We start from the raw sequence: 20,964 nt of genomic DNA, 5'->3' as shown, positions 1-20,964 counted from the left end.
TATCCCTGGAACCTGGCCAGGGCGCTGTTGTGGTGGTTCTCTCGTGGGACGGAATCTGTGTCGCCGATCACGCCCTGGTCGGCTCCGATTCGGTCGGAAGATCGAGAGCCGCGAGGAACGTCTCACTCTCGTCGTTGAACGCCGCGGGCCGGTCCTGATTGACGAGGTGGCCGGCGTCGTCGACGACGATTCGACGGCCGTGGTCGACCATCGTCGCGATCCGTTGGCCCTGGCGCGCGACGACCGGCGCTTCCCGGTCGCCGTGGATCACGAGCGTCGGGGTTTTCACGTTCGACAGATCCGGCGGGTCGTACCGGTAGAGCGCGTCGAAGACCTTCCGAAACTCCGCGGGTGAGACGTCTCCGACGGCCTCGAGGGCCTCGGACCGAACCGCCGGATCGACGGTCAGCCAGCGGTCGCCGGTCATCGCCCGAATCGAGCCGAGCATCGACCGAAAGGTCGCGGTCGGCCCCATCATCGAGAGCGTCGCGGTGAGCGCCGGCGTCGGCGAGACGAACGATTTCATCGACGGCGGAACGGCCATCGAGGGCATCGATCTGAGCGCACCGGCGAGGATCGCCCCTGTGGCGCGATCGGGGTGACGGGCGAGATACTCCTGGACGACCATCGAACCAAGCGAGAGCCCACAGAAGATCGGGCGCTCGAGGTCGAGTTCGGCACACACCGCCTCGAGATCGTCGGCGAACAGTTCGACCGAGTACCGCTTGGGATCGGTCGAGCCCGTGTGGCCGTGGCCGCGGACGTCGACCGTGGCGATCCGGTACTCGTCGGCGAAGTGTTCGACCTGTGATCGCCAGGTCCGGCCGTTTAGCCACCCGCCGTGAACGAAGACGAGGGGATGGCCCTCGCCCGTCGTGTCGTACCAGATCGTGCCGTCCTCGAGCGCGAGTTCTGCCATCGTCGGTCGTCGTCGCCGAACCCATAAAACGGTTAGTCCATCGACTGGAGCGGCGACTCGGTGTCCGCCGCTGCGTCGACGCAGCTGTCGCCGACGACGTCGTCGGTCGTCTCCTCGAGGGCGTCCTCGTCCACGCCGTCTTCGCCGTCGCCTGGGTCGGCGGCCGCTGGTCCGCCACGCCGATCGTAGCGTGTCACCTCGAGTGGCTCGCTCTCCTCGGCGTCCATCGAGATGGCGATACCGAGGGAGACGAGCCCGATCAGGAAGGCGACGACCGAGACGAGCGTGCCGGTGAATCCGTCGGATCCGCGGAGAGACCGGCCGAGCGAGCCGACCACACCGAGTGCCCCGACCGCGAGCCCCGAAGAACCCGCTCCGTAGAAGACGACGGCCGGATGAAATCCCTCGAGGACGTACCGGCGTTTGAGCCGCAAGAGAAAACTCCGGAGCAACAAAAACGAGACGTAGCGGACGAACGGCACGTACCGGATGCTGCTCTCCTCGTCGCCGTAGACTGCCGACATCGAGACGTCGGCGACACGACACTCCTCGAGATTGAGGTGGGTGAGGATGTGGTTGAGAAAGCCGTACTGGTCGGTGATCGACTCGAGGTCCAGTCGTTCGATCGTCTCCCGCGAGATGGCGGTGTATCCGTTCTGAGGGTCGCCGACGGTCCAGTAGCCCGAGGCGAACTTCGAGAGGCCGGTCAGCATCGCGTTGCCGACGAACCGGAACGTCGACATCCCTTCGCGGTCCTCCCGGCTGAGCAGTCTGTTCCCCTTCGCGTAGTCGGCTTCTCCCGTGGCGACGGGGTCGACGATCCGATCGAGAATGTCGGGGTCCATCTGGCCGTCGCCGTTCATCACGGCGACGACGTCCATCCCGTCCGCAGCGGCGCGCTCGTACCCCGTTTTGACCGCCGCGCCGTATCCCCGGTTCTCCTCGTGGCGGATCGGCACGACCCGGCGAGCGTCGCCGCCGTCGATGACCGCGCGTTCGGGTTCGACGGTCTCGTTGATCCGTGTGGCCACGCGCTGGATGACCGCCCAACTACCGTCCGGCGAGGCGTCGTCGACGGCGTAGACCCGGTCGACGAAGTCGGGGACGGTCTCGATGACGCGGCCGACGAACGCCTCCTCGTCGTAGGCCGTGACGACCACCGCGACCGACTTGCCCTTATACATCGTCACCCCCGTCCGTGCGTCGCGGATCGGTTGCGGATTCCTCGAGACGGGATTCGGTGGACGTCGCCTCTGCCGTGACGGGGGCGTCCTCTCGGGCGAGCGCATCGACCTCTGTTCCGGCCACGCTCTCGCGGTCGCCCGCGGGCGGCCGACCGTTTCGCGAGCCGGCGAGGGTGTAGCTCCGGTGGTCCGTCCCGGCGAGATCCAGTTCGTCCCGCGTGTCGACGACGACGGTCGGCTCGAGGTCGCCCCACGAGATGTGATCGAACTCCTCGTGGGTCGTCACGAGCACTGCGCCGTCGAACGCGGGCGGTTCGCCCGCTCGATCACCGGTCAGTGATTCGAGTTCGACTCGGCGAACGCCGTACGCGCCGGGATCGACCAGCGGGTCGACGGCGGCGACGTCCACGTTGCGCTCCTCGAGTTCCGCGAGCACGTCGAGTGCGGGCGACGCCCTGGTCTCCTCGACGCCGGCGCGGTAGGTGAGGCCGAGGACGAGGACGGACGCCTCCGCGAGCGCGGTCCCGTCGGCTTCGAGTTCCGCCGCGAGCCTGTCGACGACGGCCTCCGCCATCCCGTCGTTTACGTCGCGAGCGGTCTCGGTCAGCGCAAGCGGGGTCTCGAGCCAGGAGAGCAGGAAGTACGGGTAGTAGGGGATGCAGTGGCCGCCGACGCCGGGACCGGGGTCGTGGAGCTGACACATCGGGAGGTCGTTCGCGGTGGCGAACGCCTCGCGAACCGAGATGCCAAGTTCGTCCGCGAGCACACCGAGTTCGTTCGCGAGCCCGATGTTGACGTCGCGGTAGACGCCTTCGAACACTTTTACCGCCTCAGCGGTCGTCGCGTCCGATACCTGTCGGACGTCGTTCGTCGACAGTTCGTCGTAGACGACGGCGGCGGCTCGAGTGCTCTCGTCGTCGACGCCGCCGACGACCTTTGGGTACTGCCCCCGGATGTCCCGCACGGCCGTTCCGGAGGAGGTCCGCTCCGGGCAGAACGCCACCCCGAACTCGTCGAGTCCGAGGCCGCTTTCGGCCGCCAGATGGGGTCGAAGGACATCTCGGCAGGTTCCCGGCGGCAGGGTCGATTCGGCGATGACCAGATCGCCGGGGGCCAACCCGGCCGCGATATCGTCGGCGACCGCTTCGACCGTCGCGAGATCCGGTTTGCGGTCGTCAGTCAGGAGCGTTGGAACGATGATGACGTGGATCCGTGCGCGCTCTGCGGCCGTCGGGCCGTCGGCCGTCGCCTCGAGCCGGCCGTTTTCGACCTGTTCGGTGACGAGCTCCTCGAGCCCCGGCTCCCCGACGACGTGGCTCCGCCCCGCGTTGACGGTCTCGACGACCGTAGGATCGACGTCGACGCCGGTCACGTTCCCCGTCGTCTCGGCGTAGACGCCCGCGAGCGGGAGCCCCATCTTTCCGAGGCCGTAGACCGCGACCGGAACACGCCCGGACGTCAGACGATCTCGCTGGTGGGATTCGGACACCGCGGGATCGTAGAGGCCGACGGCGCTGGCGTCGCCGGCAGCATCAGAATCGGATCCGGACATTAGATCTCTACCTCATGTTCACGCCTTGGCTCGTCGTTCGAAACGAGCGCGTCGATGCGTTGGACCGTCTCGAGGGCTGTGATACCGTCTCCCGCCGTCACGGCTGGCTCTGCCCCGTCACGGACAGTGTCGACGAAGGACTCGAGTTCGTGGCGAAGCGGCTCGCCGTTGTCGACTCGCGGTCGCTCGACGACGCTCTCGTGTCGATACCGGCGCTGGCCGTCGTCGATCAGGTACTCCGGGTAGGAGTCGCGGTGGATCAAGACGGACTGCTCGAGGTAGTCGACCTCGACGAGACACTCGCGGGCGGTGACGGTGAGCTTTCTCACCTTCTTCTGGGTGACGCGACTCGCCGTCACGGTCGCGACGACGTCGCCGTAGCCCATCGTCGCGGTGGCGTATCGGCCGTCCTCGGTGCCCATGGCCGAAATCGATTCGGGGCCGTCCTCGAGCAACGAGGCGACGATGTCGACGTCGTGGACCATCAGATCGAAGACGACGTTGCCCGGCGCGGACCGATCGATCGGCGGGCCGAGTCGCTCCGCCTCGATCGAGATCACGTCGAGATCGTCGATCAGATCGCCGACGGTCTGGACTGCCGGATTGAATCGTTCGATGTGGCCGACCTGGAGGACGACCCCGGCGTTCTGGGCGAGTTTGGCCATCGTCCGGCCTTGCTCGATCGTCTCAGCGATCGGCTTCTCGACCAGCACGTGAACGCCCGCCTCGAGACACCGCGAGACCGTCTCGTAGTGGGCGTGAGTCGGCACCGCGACCGTCACCGCATCACAACGTTCCAGAAGCGGGTCGATATCGAGACACTCCGTCCCGTACTCGGCGGCGACCCGTCTCGCCACGTCGACGTCGTGGTCGGTGACGCCGACCAGGTCGACGCTTCGGAGTTCGCTGTAGACGCGTGCGTGATTCTCCCCCATTGCTCCGACACCGACGACGCCCACCTGCACCGGTCTGGGCGACGTCCTCGTTGGTTCCGTGTTCATTGGTTATGGAAATAGTCGTAGATTTCTTCGACGACGGCACGTCGGTCGCGCTCGCTGAGGGCGGGATGGACGGGCACGGAGAGAACCGTCTCGGCCGCCCGTTGCGCGCGCGGAAGTTCGGCCGCGGCGGTGCTGACCGTCTCGTAGGCCGGCTGTCGGTGGATCGGCGTCTCGTAGTAGATCGCCGCGTCGACGTTTCTGGCCGCGAGTCCCTCGGCGAGTGCGTCTCGGTCGTCCGTTCGAACCGTATACTGGTGGTAGACGTGTCTGTACCCGTCGGGCTCCGTCGGCGTCTCGAGCGGGAGATCGGCCAGCCGATCGTCGTAGTACGCCGCGTTCTCCCGCCGTTGCTCGTTGAACGCGGGCAACCGCTCGAGTTGGCTCCGACCGATCGCGGCGGCGAGTGCCGTCATTCGGTAGTTGTGCCCGAGTCGAACGTGGTCGTAGTCGCCCGTTCCGTTCTCGGCTCTGCCGTGATTGACGTAGCTCGCGACCCGCTCGGCGACGTCCTCGCGGTCGGTGGTGACGATGCCGCCCTCGCCGGTCGTCATGTTCTTCGTCGGGTAAAACGAGAAGCAGGCGGCGTCGCCGAAGCCGCCGACCCGGTCGCCACGCACCGCCGCGCCGTGGGCCTGGCAGGCGTCCTCGAGAACGAAGAGATCGTGCTCGTCGGCGAGTTCACACAGCGCCGAGATGTCGGCGGCCAGTCCGTAGAGGTGGACCGGCAGGAGACCGACGACGTCGTCGCGTTCGGCGAGGACCCGCTCGACGTCCGCGGGATCGAGCGTGTACGTCTCGAGATCGATGTCGGCGAACACCGGCGTCGCCCCGGCGAGTCGGATGGCGTTTGCGCTCGCGACGAACGAGAACGGTGTCGTGATCACAGCGTCGCCGTCCTCGACGTCTAGGGCCTCGAGTGCGGCGTGGAGTGCCGTCGTCCCGTTCGACGTCGCGACGGCGTGGTCGGTTCGACAGTAGGCTCCAAATTCCGATTCGAACGCCCGTACTTCGGGGCCGTCGGCGAGCGCTCCCTCCTCGAGTGCCGACTCGATCCGATCGATCACGTCGGTGTCGATCGAAGGATCCGCGATCCGAACCGAATCGTCGAGGTCGGGGTCGGTCGTTTCGCTCATGCGATCTGGTTCGGCCCCTCGAGTGGGGCTGGTAAGGGCTGCGTTTCGGCGGGCGACCCGACGGCGAGCGTGTTCGGCGGGACGTCGGCCGTGACGACCGCGCCGGCCGCGACGAACGCGTTCTCCCCGACGGCGACGCCCGGTAACAGCGTCGCGTTCGCTCCGACCGAAGCGCCGTCGCGGATCGTCGGCCCCTCGAGCGCCGCGTCGCTTCGAACCGGATACTCGTCGTTCGTGAGAACGGCACCGGGCCCGACGAAGACGTTGTCACCGATCGTCGTCTGGGTCGGCACGTAGACGTTCGTCTGGAGGCTCACGTGCGAACCGATCGTCGTCTGTCCGTCGATAACCGTCTTGGTGCCGACGAGCACGTCGTCGCCGATTCGGGTTTCCTCGCGAACGAGGACGTCGTGACCCGTCGAGAAGTCGTCGCCGATCGTCACGTCGCCGTAGACGATCGACCCGGATCGAATCGTCGCGTTGCGCCCGAGCCGGGTCGGCTCGGCGAACTCGCCGTAGCCGACGGTCACGTCGTCGTCGATCGTACAGTCCGCTCCCTGGACGAGTTCGCTCGTCACGGTTCACCTCCGTCAGTTCTCGAGCGTCTCGAGGAAGATCTCGCACGCACTCGAACTCGTGGTCGTCGTCGGTGTTGCTGTGTCATCGGTAGCTCGATACCCGGGTGGGAATCGTCCTGATACAGCCGGTAACGAGGTTTTGTTATCCCCGGCTTGAGGGGTCCGTAGCCACGAACTACAGTCTCGGTGATGACCGTGACCGGAGGGGGAGCGGCCACCTGCATGCACTGAACTGTCGATTTCGATGACTGTTGTGGTTCGAAGGTGACCGGACCGCGAGAACCGACCGGAACATAGTGTACACACCGACGACCACGTTCGGGGCGGGCGAACTGCGGGAAAAACGCGACACGGAACGGTGGACGGAGTCGACCTCGTACCGAACGACGCGAGTGCAATCTGGAGGCCGTCGCTAACGGTGATTGATCCGTCGATCGTCACCACCGAGCGGTCGAGACCACCCGAAACATTGGATTACCCGTTAGTCACGCCCGCTAACCGGTACAATTCGATTATCAGGAGGTAGCCGTGCGATAGTAAAGGGAGAGGGTGTGACACGTGTTCGTGTGAGGTATCCGATCACACCCGATCGATGCTCGACTCGGGAACGCGAGGGCATCCATGGCTGAACACGACCTCTCCCAGGCTGAGTTGTTCGACGTGTTCAGCAACGCCCGACGCCGGCGGACGGTTCAGTTCCTGAAACGACAGGGCGGCTCCTGTGACCTCACGGAACTCGTCGAACGAGTCGCCGCTTGGGAAAACGATGCACCACCGGAAGAGATCACGCGAACACAGCGTCGCCGGGTGTACATCTCGCTGTACCAGACGCACCTGCCGATGCTCGAGGACCACGGAATCGTTGACTGGGATCCGGACGCCCACCTGATCGAACTCCTGCCGAACGACGACGTGTTCGAACCCTATCTCGATCGAAACCTCGGGAGAGAACGCGAGTGGCACCGTCTCTATCTCGCGGTCGCGATCGGCGGCACGTCGGTGTTCGCACTCGCCTGGGCTCTGACCGGTACGACTGCAATCGTGACACTCGTCGCAGTCGCGGTCTGTGTCGTCGTCCTCGCGCTCTCGATCGTACAGCACGTCTCGCGACGGCCCGACCGCCAGTTTCCGCTCGGCCGTGCGAGCCGATAACGACCGATTCTCGTCGCCCTCCACGGAGCCGATCGGTACCGTATCTTGTCGTGACGTCTGAAAACCGGACTCGGAGTGTCCACCTCGCCTCGACGTCAGCTGCCGTGTCCGTCATCTCGTCGCCGAATCTCCGCCTCGAGTCGGTGTCGACCGTCGTTTCCCCCTCGTGTGCGATCGTTCCGGGTCGACGTTCGCTGCCTATCACTCGTCGATCTGCGGGTCGTCGGTTACCGTCACCCAGAAGTACGTGTCCTCGTCTGCGTTCTCGTTCGTCGGGATGACTGGAGGATCGCCTTCGTACAGAAGAACGCTGATTCGAACGGTCTCTCCGGGCTCGGCAGTCGGCCCGATCTGGCGCTGACTGGTAACCGTCGCTCCGTCCGAAACGTTCGCGTCGACCTCCTGTAGCTCTGTCCGATCAACCACGGCACCGTCCTCGAGGACCTGTTGCTGGACGACGACCGTGTACGCCGTCCGTTCGCCCTCTTGATTCTCGATCGAGACCGTAACGGGCACCTGCTCCCCGGGCTCGATCTCGTCCGGGAGGTCTCCGGCGACTAACTCACCGTCCTCGTCCGCCGTGTAGAGGCCGAGTTCGGTGAACCCGCCCGCCGATGCGGGGATCAAGAATCCGACGATCAACGCCCCGATTGCGGTCGCGACCGCGACCGTGAGGAGTATCGACGACGCCGTTAGCACAGCATCGTCCGTTCGTCGAACGGCTATCACGCTGGCGATCGGCGAAACGGTAAACCGTTCCGGCTCCGGTCTCCGGAGACGACGAATGGCACCTAGCTGTGCGAAACCGACGGTAAACACCGCGAGGCTGGCAGCCAACGGTTCGGTCTCGAGGCCCCACTCGGTAACCGGGAGCGTCAAAACGACCAGTGGAACGATCGCCAGTGACAGGGCGAACGCGAGTCCGATCCGTTCGGTGGCGTCGATTCCACGCCGATTCGTAGCCACCGCTGGCGTCTCTCGAGGCGATTGCTTTGCGGTCGGAAACAGCACCGATACCAACGCGTATCCCGGGAGAAACAACGCGAGCGGAATGGCAAAAAACAGCGTGGCGGCTCCCCCGTCCGAAACGGATGTGATGACGAAATACGAGAGGACGGCGAGTGCCGAGACGGTTGCGAGGTCCGCAGGATAGGAGAGCACGGACGCCAGTCGAGTTCGCGTATACTTTCGAAAACTCATCGGCCGAACACCTCGGTTGTATCCGGTCTCTTCCGATCTGCTGTAGACGGTGCCCGTACCATTCTGGGTGAGACCTTCCACGCTCCACCGTTTTGTTATGGCCGAGCTATGGGATGAACAGGCACAATACCTTGCGCTTCAGTGCGAGGAGGATATCAACCACTCGACCGTACGTCTGCAAGACGAGATACCGTCCGTGGACCCACGCAAGTGAATCCGATGGAAGTATCCCCAGCTATGGAGTCAGCACACAAGAGAACGCCGATCCAGCGCGGACATCGTCAGAATTCGACGTACTGTTGTTCCCATTCGCGACGTTCGTCGATACGTTGGCGGCCGTCGTCGGTGATCGCGTAGTAGTTCGTGCGTCTGTCGAGTTGTCCCTTTTCTACTAGTTCCTTGTTGACCAGCGTATCGAGGTTCGGATACAGTCGCCCGTGATTGATCTCGGAACTGTAGTATTTCTCGACTTCGTCCTTGACGGTTTGGCCCGACGGACGATCTGCGCCCGCGATGACGTACAACAGGTCTCGCTGAAAGCCAGTCAGATCGTGCATTGTTCAATCACAGTGACCGTTCCACTGAGTAGATGTTTGTTATCCGTATCATACAGGGTTGTACAGCCATCTTTCACAATTTGTTTCTGGAACTAAAGTGATTGTTCTCGAGAACGTCTCGGTTTCGTAAACGTCGGGTCGACGATACGCGTTGATGTGTCCGGTACCAGTGGGTCGCCGTCTCCAGAATGTCTCTCTCGGACAGTGACTTCGATTCCCAGTTCGCTGGATGGTTCCGGCCTGACGTTTCGGAGATGCGCAGACGATACCTGTCCGACCGTCTTCTCGTACGGACCGTTGTCGTTCGGTATCGGCGATCGATGACCCCGTCCGAACGATCACCGGTAACACGCTCCAACAATCCGTATCAGTCGTCGGTACGTGACAGAGAGACGCGTATTCCACCTTCGTCGATTCTCACGGCGAGTTGCTCGACCGTCGCCTCGTAGGCCGTCGTGTGAGAGCCATCGTCCTCGAACCGGATACACTCGGCGAGGAGATCACTCTCGAGCAGGTTGTTTATTCGTCGATACACTGTCGCGGACGAGCTGTCGGTCCGATCCGTCAGCTCTTTTGCCGTCTTTGGCCCGTCGCTCGTCGCGACGAGAATCGTCCGAGCACATGTATCCCCGAGGACGTCGAGTTGCGTCGCCGGATCGACGGACGGTTCCGTCTGGGTATTAGTTGCTTTCGTGGACATTGTCGCTCCTCGGTTCGAACGCATCGTTCTGTTCACCCTCCGCTGTGAGGGGATTCAGTGCGGATTCTCCGGACCGTCGTGAGGCCGCGTTCGTTGACATCATAGCGTTCCAACGGAACGATCGGTAAGCGATAGTGGTATTTTATAACGATGGGCCTTCCCGATCGAAGGTCATTCATTCTCTCGTGAAATATCGTATTTGTTCTACGAAATCACGTATTTCCCTCCTCGGAGCCGCCGAACAAGACCTGCTTTGTCGGTCGAATACGGCGCAACTTGTCTGAACTCACGTTGAGATCGATCGACGATTCGTTTCGGAATCCGACACTGTGTCGGGTGAAGTCGCCGAAATCGCATAGAAACTGGACGTTTCCCACCCTATCCGGAACCGCAGTGAGTGAACAGTCTGTGTCCTTTATTCGCGTCTACTCCCCTGACTCCTACGACGCCCGGACGAGCACCGATACGTCGAACCAGACACTGATCGTCCGAGTTTCCACCCCCACCACTCATGAAATCCACACAACACGACTGGCGACCGATGGAATCGTCGACGGCAGGTGCACGCTGTCGAAACTGTGGTACACACGTCACACAGCAGTTCGCACGCGTCTTCGGCGACAACGGCGACGTCGTCCACGGCTGTCCGTCCTGTACGACCTATCGTGAGATGCAATCCGGCGATCACCTTCCAGGTGACGAACCCCGATAGCTCACTCGAGTCGCCCCTCGATGTGTTTTGGTGTGCAGACGCCGAGTTGAATGACTATATTTCCATAGCACTTAGGCTGAAAAAGATACCGGAGGTTAAAGTCGATGGTCGGTGAAATCCAAGCCATGTATGACGGTCAATGACGGACAGCCTGTCGAGAACGCGGTTTCACGCTCCTCTTGACGATGTCTGTCCAGACGAGTAGATCGGATTCGCTGGCGGAAAGCGACGTCTTTCACATTCTGGGTAACGACCGCCGTCGAGCGATCGTCCAGCTTCTCGCACAGGAATCGAGTCAGGTCGATGTCTCGGACGTCGCAACGGAGATCGCGGCAACCGAATCGGATACGTCATCCGTTCCGAACAACCTGTACAAGAGCGTCTACGTCTCCTTACAGCAGACCCACCTCCCGCAACTCGAGGAGGACCGCGTCATCGAGTATGACTCGGAAGCGAAGACGATCGAGCCTGGGAGCAACTTCGAGTCCGTCCTGACCTACATCAACGGCCACGAAGACGACCGACCGTCGATCCTCCAGTTTCATTTCGCGATCTGTCTGCTGGGGCTGATCGTGATCGCACTCGCCGGCCTCGATCTTCCGGTCCTCTCGACTCTCGATCCGGTCCTCTCGAGCGTTCTGGTGTTACTCGTGGTGGCCGCCAGTAGCATCTATCGGCTGTTGAGTTGAGTTCGCCTACCACCTCCTGATCTTTCGTCAGCGAGTTGAGCGACGACTGATACGGATTGCTGTACCGGTAGAACCACAGGCTGAGGATCAACCGGAGAACGGTAGATCGTACGAGGTGAGTGCCGAGAAGAACGACGGAAACTCCGACAAGAAAATCCGTTTACGCTCCGTCCGTTGGACTGGTGGCTGATCAGGCGGGGGCGTTGATCATCGGCTTGGCGGTTTTATCGACGATTCCCTTGTCGTCGTCCTTGTCGTCAGCGTGTTTGTCGTCAGCATCCTTGTCGTCGACGTGTTTGTCGTCAACGTGCTTGTCGTCAACGTGCTTGTCGTCAGCGTCCTTGTTGTTGACGTTCTGATTATCGGCGTGTTCGGTGTTCGCTGACTGCTCGTTGTTCGCAAGCTCCTCGTTCGATTCGCCGTCGACGGTGACGACCGCGTCGTCGGTCACCGGTTCACCGGCAACCTCGTACGGACCGTCGTCAGCGCCGTCAGATTCGACGAAGTCGAACTCCTGGTTGTTGTTGGTGTCGCGGTGAGCCATCGCGATCAGCGTCTCATCTTCCTCGAGTGGTTCGTCGAGCGTGATTTCGACGTTCTCGTGGGTTCCTTCCTCGAGGTACTCCGAGGCACCGATGACGCTTCCGACGACCTCTCCAACGAGGAGGCTGCTGTCGTGGATCACCACGAACCCGCCGCTTGCCATCGTGACCTCGTCGACGACGACCGTCTCGCCGTCGGAGGCCTGGTCTTCGAACGTCACTTGTGCGGGCTGTGGTTCGTCTTCGACAGGTTCCTCATCGACCGGCTCTTCCTCAGGTTCTTCCTCAACCGGTTCTTCCTCCTCGACTGGTTCTTCGGGTTCCTCTTCGACTGGTTCTTCCTCAGGCTCTTCTTCGACCGGTTCTTCGGGTTCTTCCTCAACCGGTTCCTCCTCGGGTTCGTCGGTGAGTTCGAGGATCGCCACTTCACCGAACTCGTCGGTGAGTACCATGTGGATGTACTCTCCAGCCTCGAGTTCGTCAGTCTCGACGTCGAAGACGACGTCGTCGGTCTCACCGGCGTCGAGTGTTACCTCTTGTGCTTCGACGAGGTCACCCTCGAGTCGGAACTGTACGTCTTGCGTCGCTTCGTCGTCACCAGGGTTGGTGACCGTGGCCGTTACGGTGATCGTTTCACCGACTTCCGCTGATTCCGGTGCGTCGAGCGAGTCAACGGTGAACGACTCAGCCGGTTCTTCTTCAACCGGTTCTTCTTCAGGCTCTTCTTCGACCGGTTCTTCCTCTTCGACTGGGTCTTCGGGTTCTTCTTCAACCGGCTCTTCTTCAGGCCCCTCCTCGATCGGTTCTTCCTCTTCGACTGGGTCTTCGGGTTCTTCTTCAACCGGCTCTTCTTCAGGCTCCTCCTCGACCGGCTCCTCTAGGACGGGTTCGTCCGGAAGTTCGATCAGGAGGAAGACGTTCGCCTGTTCGATGGTTACCTCGAGTCGCAGGTCCTCGTAGGTTTCCTGCTCGTGCTCGTCGTTGTCGTCGACGGCGTTATCGTCGACACCGTTGTCGTTATCGTCGACACCGTTGTCGTCTTCGAGGTCGTTCTCGTCGTCAGCCGGCATTTCCTCGTCCGGCACGTCGTCGAGATGCTGGACGACGAAAATCGTCGCCTGATTGATCGTCACCTGACGCTCGTCGTCCTCGAGGTCGTTCTCGTTGTCCTCGGCATCGTCGACATCGTTGTCATCGGCGTCGTCGACATCGTTGTCATCGGCATCGTCGTCGACGCCGTTGTCATCGTTTGCGAGGTCGTCATCGTCGTCGAGTTCGTCGTCCTCGAGGCCATCTGCGACGACGAAGATCGTAGCCTGCTCGGCAGTGACGTCCATCTCGTCGTCGTCCTCGAGGTCGTTCTCGTCGTCGACGCCGTTATCGTCGGCTTCGTCGTCGGCGTGCTCGTCCTGCATGAGGCCGTCCTCGAGCACGACGAACGCGGTCGCCTGATCGATCGAAACGTCCGTGTGATCATCGATGTCGTTTTCGTCGACAGTGTCGTCATCGATGTCGTTGTTCTCGTCGTCGACGCCATTGTCATCGTCATCGAGATCGTTCTCGTCGTGATCGACGTCGTCTCCAATCGTCGTAACAGTGGCCTGCTCGATTGTGACGTCGAGGCTGACGTCACTCATTCCGACTGCGGTGTACTCTGCGTACTCGCCGATGTCGACGGCGTTGTCGTCGACACCATCGTTGTTGTCGTCGACGGCGTCGTCATCAGCGTCGTTATCATTGACGCCGTTATCGTCGACACCATCGTCGTTGTCGTCGACGGCGTCGTCATCGACGTCGTTATCGTCGTCGAGTTCATCCTCGTCCGGAATATCATCGACGTCGTGTACGACGTATATGTCCGCGTGTTCGATCGTTACTGTCCACGATTCGCCATCCGCGAGTTCTTCGTCACTGGCGTCAGTGTCGTGCTCGTCGAGCGCCGCGGGCGCTCCCACGGCCATCGCCCCCGTCGAGCCGACCATCATTAGCACAGTGAGTACTACGAGTAGCTTTTTGCGTGCGTTCATAGTTGCCGTGAAGGCAGCGGATCAACGCTCTATCACCGCATAAACCGGCACATCAATTTCGCCGAGAAACAGATCACTATGCATCAGGCGGTCGATTCCGCGTGAGAGGGATACCGGGAAATGTGTGGTTAGGCGTGTGACCGATCACTCGTTTTTTGGCTGTTCCGGCGACTTCGAAGCGGTCGGCTCGTTGTCCGGCAAACAGACGAGGTTCTCCCGACCCAGACGGAGTTTCGTTATCCGACCGTCCTCTTCGAGCTCCGCCAGCAGCCGACTAACCTTCGCTTTAGACCAGTCGACCGAGTCGACGATCTTCGACTGCTTCATCCGACCACCGTTTTCACTGACGAGTTGCTGAACTCTCTCCCGATCGGTCATGAACTCCTCACGGTTGGAGTCACCGACTCCCGTCACGGACTGGCGACTCTCGAGACGGTTCCGAACAACGAGTGCGCCGCCGAACACTGCGAGTGCCACGATCCCGACTATCGCCGCGAGATGTGATTCCCCTCCGGCCACGAGCGGGGCGAGGGTCCCGATCGCGAACCACTGCCCGGTCTCGAGCACGTAGAGAACCGAATCGGCCAGTGTCGTGGTGAACGGGTTCGAAGCTATCCGTCCACTGGAATGAACAGTCATATCGTCTACACGTGTTCGAATGCAGTCACTCGATACGGTACGATCGGTGGCCACCTCCTAAGTAGTTATTATTGACCATCTGCTCTTTTGTTTTATCTATATATCATACCTAATGAACAGTCCGGGAATTCAATGAGTAACGCCGTGGAGACTGCGCTCTCGTCGTCTTATCACTCGGTTCTCGAGCGCATTCTCACATTGTCGGACAAAACGAGTCGCAGGTTTTCGACCGAACGGAGGATCGTAAATCGTCACTGACTGTTGTCCGATAGTGTCAGCTGCTGTCGATACGGACTCTGTCCCAGTTCCGTCGTAACCGCGATCCGTTCGGGACGGCATAAGTGTCTGGACGAGCTCAATTCACACCCCGGGGACGCCGACTGCATCGAAGCCCGTTACGCCGACGAGCGCGAGAACGTACAGGACGACGAGTACCGAGAGCCAGGCGACGATCGTGATCGCAGCGGCGTCGACCCAGCCGCCTGGGTATCGTGCGTTGACCACTGCGAGGTAGGCAACGAACACGAGAAGTGGCCCAAGCAACGGGATCCATCCGAAGAAGAACCCGACGAGGCCCCAGACGATTGCACCGATCAACGCGGTGATGGCCGCGTAGGTGTAGTCCTCCGCGTCGACGATCACTTTCGCTCCGACGAATATTCCGAGTGCGCCAATCAGGAGGCTGACGACGAACACAATGAGGCTGTCGATCATACTCTTGGGTAGGCCGCCTGATACCGATAGTTATCTCTCACCTACAGGAACCAGTACGGTATTTCAACGCGTCGAACGTCGATCCGGCCGTGAGTCGAAGCCGACTGCGTCGAGCGAAATGCGTCAGTGCTTCCGTAACGGTTGCCGGAACTTATGCCCAGTTACGCGTCGGAGCAACCCGAACCCAAGCACGATCAGGAGCCATCCGGTGCGTGGTCGGCAACCGGTCCGGTGGAGTCGGTCGAAGCCGCCAGTTCCGTTTCGTTTGCGAGCGCTCGAAGCCCCGTCTCGAGCCCGACACGTGCCTCGAAGTCGAGTTCGCGTCGCGCCTTCGAGATGTCGGCACGACTGTGTCTGACGTCGCCGGGACGCGGATCACGGTGGACGATCGGCGAGGACGAGTCGACGACGTTTCGAACCGTCTCGGCGAGCGTCCGGATCGCCGTTCGTTCACCAGTTCCGACGTTGTACGCTCTGCCCACCGTCTCCGTCGTCGCCGCACGGAGGTTCGCCCGGACGACGTCGCTGACGTGGACGAAATCACGTGTCTGTGATCCGTCGCCCTCGACGGTTATCGGCTCTCCCGCGCGCGCCTGATCGAGAAACATGGAGATGACCCCGCTGTATGGGCCCTGTTGTCGGGGTCCGTAGACGTTGAAGTAGCGCAACGTCACCGTCGCCAGATCGTACAGATCGGCGTAGAGTCGCGCGTACTGGTCGACTGCGAGTTTCTGGACGCCGTAGGGTGAGGTCGGATCCGTCGACGCAGACTCAGTTACCGGTAATTCGTCCGGATGGCCGTAGATCGCAGCGCTCGAGGCGACGACGACCCGGGCATCCTCCCGACGTGCTCGCTCGAGGAGTTCGAGACTCGCTTCGAGGTTCGTCTCGTGACTCCGCTGTGGATCGTCGACGCTCTCGGTGACACTGACGATCGCCGCCTGGTGGAAGACGAGATCGACGTCGTCCATCGCTCGCGCGAGGACGTCCTCGTCGCCGACGTCGCCTTCGATCACCGTCGCGTCGTCGGGGACGTACTCCCGGCGACCGTTCGAGAAGTCGTCGAGGACGCGAACCTCGTTGTGCGGGAGGAGGGCGTCGACGAGGTGACTGCCGACGAACCCTGCACCGCCGGTTACGAGTACCGTGCTGTCGCGAATCGCTGGCGATCCCATTGTTGGCTCGAGTATCCGGAATCCGTTTAGTATGGAATCCTTAGCGCGTCGTAACCGGCTCCTACTCCACGTCAGCGGGGAGACGAAGCGAGCGTCCCAGGAGCACTCGACGGTGCGATTCGGGTTTTCGGCAGTCCTCTTCGAAATCCAATAGAAGCGGTATCGATGTCCCTCGGGAATGTCACGGCGGCGGTCGTCGACCGACGGGAGCTGCCGGTTTGCCACAGTGGCGTTCCAACACTGCAGTAAACAGATACGGTTTCCGACGACTGGTTGCTGTCGATCGCTCGCCGGTCTGCGCTCGACCGCCACCGACTCGTAGCGGTCCGTATCATACGGTTTACTGTCAGTCATCACCGGCGAAACCGCAGACTGGTCGCGGTTTCGCCGGTAAATCGTTACAGCAATCCGTATCAGTCGACGGTTACCGACCACAAACCACGGGATGGGTAGTCAGTACGCGAGACCAGGCTCCGTCTAGGAGTGTGGCCCCTGGAACGAGGCTCGTTCTAGGATCTCCCCTGGCTGTGTATATATACTCCTGTTCGGGGGATCGGTTGTGATGACTCGCGTCGCGGCGGGCGTTTCGACTCCGTCGAGTGACCCTCCGCGCGGGAGGTGACCGATCATGTCTGACGAACGCAATTCGATCTCCAGACGCAACGTACTCGCAGGACTCGGTACCGTCGGCATCGGCGCCGCACTCGTCGGTGCCGGTACGAACGCGATGTTCAGCGACGACGTCGAGTTCGAGGACAACCAGCTGGTAACCGGTGAACTCGACCTCAAACTCGACTGGCAACAACACTACCTCGGCCCGACCGACGAGTGGGAGTTCGTCAACGCCCACCCGGACGACGAGGGCGACGGCGAGCAATCGATCGGTGAAAAGCGAGTTCTCGACGACGATATCGAAGTCGACGGACCGTTCTACACCTATACGCAGAACGGATCGCGGAACTTCGACGACGACGTCCTCGAGTACTGCGCGCTCGACGACGACTACGACTTCGGCGATCAGAACACGCTGATCGATCTCGACGACATCAAACCCGGGGACTGCTGGGAAACGACGTTCAGCCTCCACCTCTGTGACAATCCGGGCTGGATCTGGATGGGTGCCGACGTCGAAGACGTGCCGGCGGGCGAGGAAGACCACTTCGTCGACGCGGCCGACGCCACTCTGTGGTACGATCTGGACGGTGACAACGAACTCTCTGACGGTGACCAGATCATCGTCTCGGGCTCTCTTAGGGACGTTCTCGAGGCGCTCGATGACGGCATCCTGCTCGACGGCAGCCTGGAGGGGACCAAGTACGGCCACAACGGAAATCACGGTGAAAATGACGAGGGAACCTGCGTCGCGCTCGAGAAGATCGACGACGGGAACGTCGACGAGGTAAGCGACCGATCCAGTCTTGACGATCTTCAGGACGGCGACATTCTGACGTTCGAGGACGGCGACCGAACGATCGAGATCCAACTCGAGGAGGTGCTTCGGAAGTCTGACGACGAGGTAATCGGCTTCGAGTGGGACGAACGAAGCGACTACGGAATCTGCCGACTCGAGATGGGGGGTGGCTCGAGACGGACCGTCCGGAACTACGACGGGTGCGCTCACACCGATACGACGACGGCACCGACCAACCCTGGTGGTCAGCAAGCGGGTCTCAGTAACTTCACCTTCTCGTACTGTCGGGCGTCTAATAAGACCTCCAAGCCGGACTATTTCCCGCCTTCGCCAACCCAGTTCGTCGCGTTCAAGTGGTGTCTGCCGATGGAGGCAGGAAACGGAATCCAGGGACAGTCACTGGGTTTTGACCTGCAGTTTCACACCGAACAGCGCCGCCACAACGACGATCCGACCTCTCCGTGGGCAAACGGATCCAATAGTTGATCCGCTCATACGGAGAGCAAGCCGTATCAACCGTTCGTCGATGGTAGAACGTCGAGCCAGGATGTGAACGGACGACAATGCGGCTCAGCCGTACCGTCTCTCGTTGCGATTTTTCACCGTTGTCAGTCACGATCAAGGTGAGTGTTGTCTGATTCACCGTCGCCGTGTCCGGCGGAACCGTCCGCAGCCTCACGGGTGTCCGCGCCGACGTCGGCATCTTCCGCGGACGCGTCAGCCCCGTTCTCGCCGGCAGTTTCTTCGCGTCCATCGCTCTCGGCTGCCGTCTCGTCGAGCCCGTCCCCGTCCTCGTTCCCGTTCGCATCTCCATTCTCCTCTTCATCCTCCCCGTCTGCATCTCCATTCTCCTCTTCATCCTCCCCGTCTGCATCTCCATTCTCCTCTTCATCCTCCCCGTCTGCATCTCCATCCTTCTCTTCATCCTCCTCCGCATCTGCCCCGGCGTCGTCGACGACTACTGTTCCCTCGACGGCCTGGTTCTCGGCAGCGACCACGTACGCGTGTTCGCCTGGATCGAGATCGATCCCCTCGATCACGAGTGTGATTCGAGCGCGCTCGCCGCCCTCGAGTTCGATCGTCTCCTCTACGGTGCTCTTGGCGACTTCGAGCGATACCGTCACGGACTGGGACTGTCTGCCGTCGTTCGTCACCGTCGGCGCGACCGAGAGCGTGCCGTTTGGCCCGGCGTCAGTCACGACGATCCGATCGTCGTCGACGTCGAGTTCGATCCCCCACGCGCCGGCTTCGATCCGGTTGTCCTCGAACGTGCCGTGACTCGACGCGTAGCTGGCGGTCGGGGCCGTAGAGAGGCTCCCGGCGACCGTTCCGAACGACGCGAGGGCGATCGCCACCCCGAGTACGAACGTCACTCGAACGGCTGTGTCTCGCGTCACGACTCACCACCACGACGGCGATCCGGGACTGGTCCGATCACGTCTCACCACGCCGGTCGTCGGCAGCCCCCGATCGTTCGCTACTCGAGACGCCCCTGAACTCGCGAAGTAACTGCAGGCTTCCGGAGGCGAGCAACAACAGACCAGGCGCGATCACGAGCGTAAACAGCCCGGGTCCAGAGCGTGCGAACAACAGTACGTGTCCCAGATACGGAACGTGGAGGTGGAGGGTTCCAGTGACGTACTCGTCCGGAACGAGCCCCTCGTCGGGTTCCTCGTTGGCATCCCCCTGTAACTCGAGGGCGCGCTCGCCCTCTACCTCGCGGACGTCGACGACCCGATGGGTGACGTACCCGGTGTCGTCATCACTCCCATCGTGGACCGTCACGATGTCGCCGGACTCGATTTGGTCGGCGGGGACTGCCCGTGTCACGACGACGTCGCCTGCCTCGAGCGTCGGGCTCATGCTGTCGGAGGTGACGATGAACGCGTCGTCACCGCCGACGAGTCCGGGCGCGGCGACCATCCCGACGAGCGCCAGGAAGACCACCAGCACGGTGACGGTACCGATCGTGAGTCCGTATCTGACCGACGCCCTCATCGCCACGGTACCCCTCCGTCTGCGTCCGTCGTCGGCCCATCCGAATCGAGTCGGATCCGACTGTCGTGACGGGTGTGAAACACCGCGGACACCGTAAACACCGCCGTCACGAGCGTGGTGCCGGCCAGTGGCGGAATTGCGGAAAACAGTGGAATTCCCGCCCACAACGCCAGCACGAAACCCGTACAGAGACAGCCCAATCCGGCGTAGTACGTACTCCACCGGATGTCGTCGTGCGGTACGACCTCGAGGTAGACCTCGAGTTCGGACGCAGCCTCGGTTAGGGCGACCGTACCCCGATCGGAATCGTAGGAAACGACGCCACCGTCGTCGAGTTTGGGTAGGTGCGACTGGCGCAGTGCCGTATAGACGCGCATGCGCTCTTCGTACGTCACCGCCGACGGTGGAACGTCGTTCTCCCACGCTGCAACTCGAGTGACGAGTTCGCGGAATTCGACGGGTCCGGATCGTTGCTTGAGACAGTGAATCACGTACCGGCGTCTGCGACAGCTCAGCAACTCGAAGGCAACGTCCTGTGACAGCTTCGGTGTCCGTTCTGGCACCTCGGACTCGGGTGGCGAGTTCGTCGCCGTCATACCCTCGCTCCCCCGTTAGAATTACCCTCCCCTCGAGGATGTTCGCACACGATCACACTGACGTCTGTGCCGCTGATCGATCTCGGTGTACCGCCCATGTCCGATACGATACATTAGCTGTTGTTAGTTATGGTCGACGTGGTAACTCATCGCTCACGACACGAATCGCTTGAGGAGTGTATAGAGCTCGCTGATTCACGGAAGGATACGCCTAACGCGACCGGTATCGGTCCAGTTGGGTTCGAGACTGGGGGCAATTCGGTTCAGAGTCGAACCTGCTGAGCGAGTAGAACGAAGCCAACGACGCCAGCGCATTGGAGGCGTCGCGTTCGACGATCGTGGGCGTCGTAGTCGCGTTCGAGCAATTTCCCTGCCGCCTCCCCACTCGACGGGGTCCGTGGCCCGGTCGGACTCGCGGGTCGGCGTCTTCGACCCGTGTCGGATAACCAAACATTAGTGTGTATCGGTCACGAATCGGGGGACGA

At 61.8% G+C, this 20,964-nt stretch carries 20 protein-coding genes; 4 read left to right on the top strand and 16 right to left on the bottom strand.

The window, feature by feature from the left end; translation table 11 throughout:
- Nucleotides 1-67 precede the first annotated feature (67 nt).
- From GRS80_RS07205 to GRS80_RS07180, 6 genes are read right to left on the bottom strand one after another with little or no spacing between them, the layout of a single operon-like run.
- Nucleotides 68-919 carry an alpha/beta hydrolase gene (locus tag GRS80_RS07205; protein WP_160046946.1) on the bottom strand — a complete coding sequence of 284 codons (852 nt, stop codon included), beginning with the start codon at nt 917-919 and terminating at the stop codon, nt 68-70.
- Nucleotides 920-951: 32 nt separating this feature from the next.
- On the bottom strand, nt 952-2,103 hold the full coding sequence (locus GRS80_RS07200) for a glycosyltransferase family 2 protein (RefSeq protein WP_160046945.1): 1,152 nt from the start codon (nt 2,101-2,103) through the stop codon (nt 952-954).
- Nucleotides 2,096-3,655 (bottom strand): nucleotide sugar dehydrogenase, encoded by a 1,560-nt coding sequence (locus GRS80_RS07195; RefSeq protein ID WP_160046944.1) that lies wholly within the window; start codon nt 3,653-3,655, stop codon nt 2,096-2,098. The genes GRS80_RS07200 and GRS80_RS07195 overlap by 8 nt, the downstream gene beginning before the upstream one ends.
- Nucleotides 3,655-4,656: a Gfo/Idh/MocA family oxidoreductase gene (locus GRS80_RS07190; RefSeq protein ID WP_160046943.1), complete on the bottom strand. Its 1,002-nt coding sequence runs from the start codon at nt 4,654-4,656 to the stop codon at nt 3,655-3,657. The genes GRS80_RS07195 and GRS80_RS07190 overlap by 1 nt, the downstream gene beginning before the upstream one ends.
- Entirely contained in the window at nt 4,653-5,789 is a 1,137-nt protein-coding gene (locus tag GRS80_RS07185; RefSeq protein ID WP_160046942.1) for a DegT/DnrJ/EryC1/StrS family aminotransferase, read from the bottom strand. The genes GRS80_RS07190 and GRS80_RS07185 overlap by 4 nt, the downstream gene beginning before the upstream one ends.
- Entirely contained in the window at nt 5,786-6,367 is a 582-nt protein-coding gene (locus GRS80_RS07180) for an acyltransferase (protein ID WP_343161484.1), read from the bottom strand. Before GRS80_RS07180 ends, GRS80_RS07185 begins: the two co-directional genes overlap by 4 nt.
- Nucleotides 6,368-6,988: 621 nt before the next feature.
- Between GRS80_RS07180 and GRS80_RS07175 the strand changes: the two genes are divergently transcribed.
- Nucleotides 6,989-7,519: a hypothetical protein gene (locus tag GRS80_RS07175; RefSeq protein ID WP_149080376.1), complete on the top strand. Its 531-nt coding sequence runs from the start codon at nt 6,989-6,991 to the stop codon at nt 7,517-7,519.
- Between the two features lie 201 nt (nt 7,520-7,720).
- On the opposite strand, the gene GRS80_RS07170 is transcribed toward GRS80_RS07175, so the two are convergent.
- The 3 genes from GRS80_RS07170 to GRS80_RS07160 form a co-directional block, all read right to left on the bottom strand.
- On the bottom strand, nt 7,721-8,719 hold the full coding sequence (locus GRS80_RS07170) for a DUF1616 domain-containing protein (RefSeq protein ID WP_160046941.1): 999 nt from the start codon (nt 8,717-8,719) through the stop codon (nt 7,721-7,723).
- Nucleotides 8,720-9,000: 281 nt separating this feature from the next.
- Nucleotides 9,001-9,276: a PadR family transcriptional regulator gene (locus tag GRS80_RS07165; RefSeq protein ID WP_149080378.1), complete on the bottom strand. Its 276-nt coding sequence runs from the start codon at nt 9,274-9,276 to the stop codon at nt 9,001-9,003.
- 367 nt (nt 9,277-9,643) lie between these two features.
- The gene (locus tag GRS80_RS07160) at nt 9,644-9,976 is read right to left on the bottom strand and encodes a helix-turn-helix domain-containing protein (protein WP_160046940.1); all 333 of its coding nucleotides are present in this window, start codon (nt 9,974-9,976) and stop codon (nt 9,644-9,646) included.
- Between the two features lie 511 nt (nt 9,977-10,487).
- Here GRS80_RS07160 and GRS80_RS07155 point away from each other — a divergent pair.
- Complete coding sequence (locus GRS80_RS07155; RefSeq protein WP_149080380.1) at nt 10,488-10,688, top strand: hypothetical protein; 201 nt, start codon at nt 10,488-10,490, stop codon at nt 10,686-10,688.
- 185 nt (nt 10,689-10,873) lie between these two features.
- Nucleotides 10,874-11,377 carry an ArsR family transcriptional regulator gene (locus GRS80_RS07150; RefSeq protein WP_160046939.1) on the top strand — a complete coding sequence of 168 codons (504 nt, stop codon included), beginning with the start codon at nt 10,874-10,876 and terminating at the stop codon, nt 11,375-11,377.
- A 190-nt stretch (nt 11,378-11,567) separates the two neighbouring features.
- Here the strand turns inward: GRS80_RS07150 and GRS80_RS07145 are convergent, their stop codons facing one another.
- The 4 genes from GRS80_RS07145 to GRS80_RS07130 form a co-directional block, all read right to left on the bottom strand.
- The gene (locus GRS80_RS07145) at nt 11,568-13,946 is read right to left on the bottom strand and encodes a hypothetical protein (protein WP_160046938.1); all 2,379 of its coding nucleotides are present in this window, start codon (nt 13,944-13,946) and stop codon (nt 11,568-11,570) included.
- A 144-nt stretch (nt 13,947-14,090) separates the two neighbouring features.
- Entirely contained in the window at nt 14,091-14,585 is a 495-nt protein-coding gene (locus GRS80_RS07140) for a hypothetical protein (RefSeq protein ID WP_160046937.1), read from the bottom strand.
- Between the two features lie 360 nt (nt 14,586-14,945).
- Nucleotides 14,946-15,299 carry a hypothetical protein gene (locus GRS80_RS07135; protein WP_149080384.1) on the bottom strand — a complete coding sequence of 118 codons (354 nt, stop codon included), beginning with the start codon at nt 15,297-15,299 and terminating at the stop codon, nt 14,946-14,948.
- 194 nt (nt 15,300-15,493) lie between these two features.
- Nucleotides 15,494-16,474, bottom strand: coding sequence for an NAD-dependent epimerase/dehydratase family protein (locus tag GRS80_RS07130; protein WP_160046936.1), 981 nt, complete (start codon nt 16,472-16,474; stop codon nt 15,494-15,496).
- A 628-nt stretch (nt 16,475-17,102) separates the two neighbouring features.
- Here GRS80_RS07130 and GRS80_RS07125 point away from each other — a divergent pair.
- Nucleotides 17,103-18,371: a SipW-dependent-type signal peptide-containing protein gene (locus GRS80_RS07125; protein ID WP_160046935.1), complete on the top strand. Its 1,269-nt coding sequence runs from the start codon at nt 17,103-17,105 to the stop codon at nt 18,369-18,371.
- 122 nt (nt 18,372-18,493) lie between these two features.
- Here GRS80_RS07125 and GRS80_RS07120 read toward each other — a convergent pair whose 3' ends face one another.
- Genes GRS80_RS07120 through GRS80_RS07110 form a run of 3 tightly spaced genes read right to left on the bottom strand, consistent with a single transcriptional unit; the run spans nt 18,494 to nt 20,479 of the window.
- Nucleotides 18,494-19,282, bottom strand: a complete 789-nt coding sequence (locus GRS80_RS07120) for a hypothetical protein (protein WP_160046934.1) — start codon at nt 19,280-19,282, stop codon at nt 18,494-18,496.
- Nucleotides 19,283-19,319: 37 nt separating this feature from the next.
- Nucleotides 19,320-19,883 carry a signal peptidase I gene (locus GRS80_RS07115; protein ID WP_160047000.1) on the bottom strand — a complete coding sequence of 188 codons (564 nt, stop codon included), beginning with the start codon at nt 19,881-19,883 and terminating at the stop codon, nt 19,320-19,322.
- Nucleotides 19,880-20,479 carry a hypothetical protein gene (locus GRS80_RS07110; RefSeq protein WP_160046933.1) on the bottom strand — a complete coding sequence of 200 codons (600 nt, stop codon included), beginning with the start codon at nt 20,477-20,479 and terminating at the stop codon, nt 19,880-19,882. The genes GRS80_RS07115 and GRS80_RS07110 overlap by 4 nt, the downstream gene beginning before the upstream one ends.
- Between the last annotated feature and the right edge of the window lie 485 nt (nt 20,480-20,964).

The sequence above is a fragment of the Natrialba sp. INN-245 genome (assembly GCF_009807105.1).
GTDB classification, from domain to species: Archaea; Halobacteriota; Halobacteria; order Halobacteriales; family Natrialbaceae; genus Natrarchaeobius; species Natrarchaeobius swarupiae.
The sequence above is the reverse complement of the archived record's forward strand: the minus strand, read 5'-3'. Positions and strand labels throughout refer to the sequence as shown.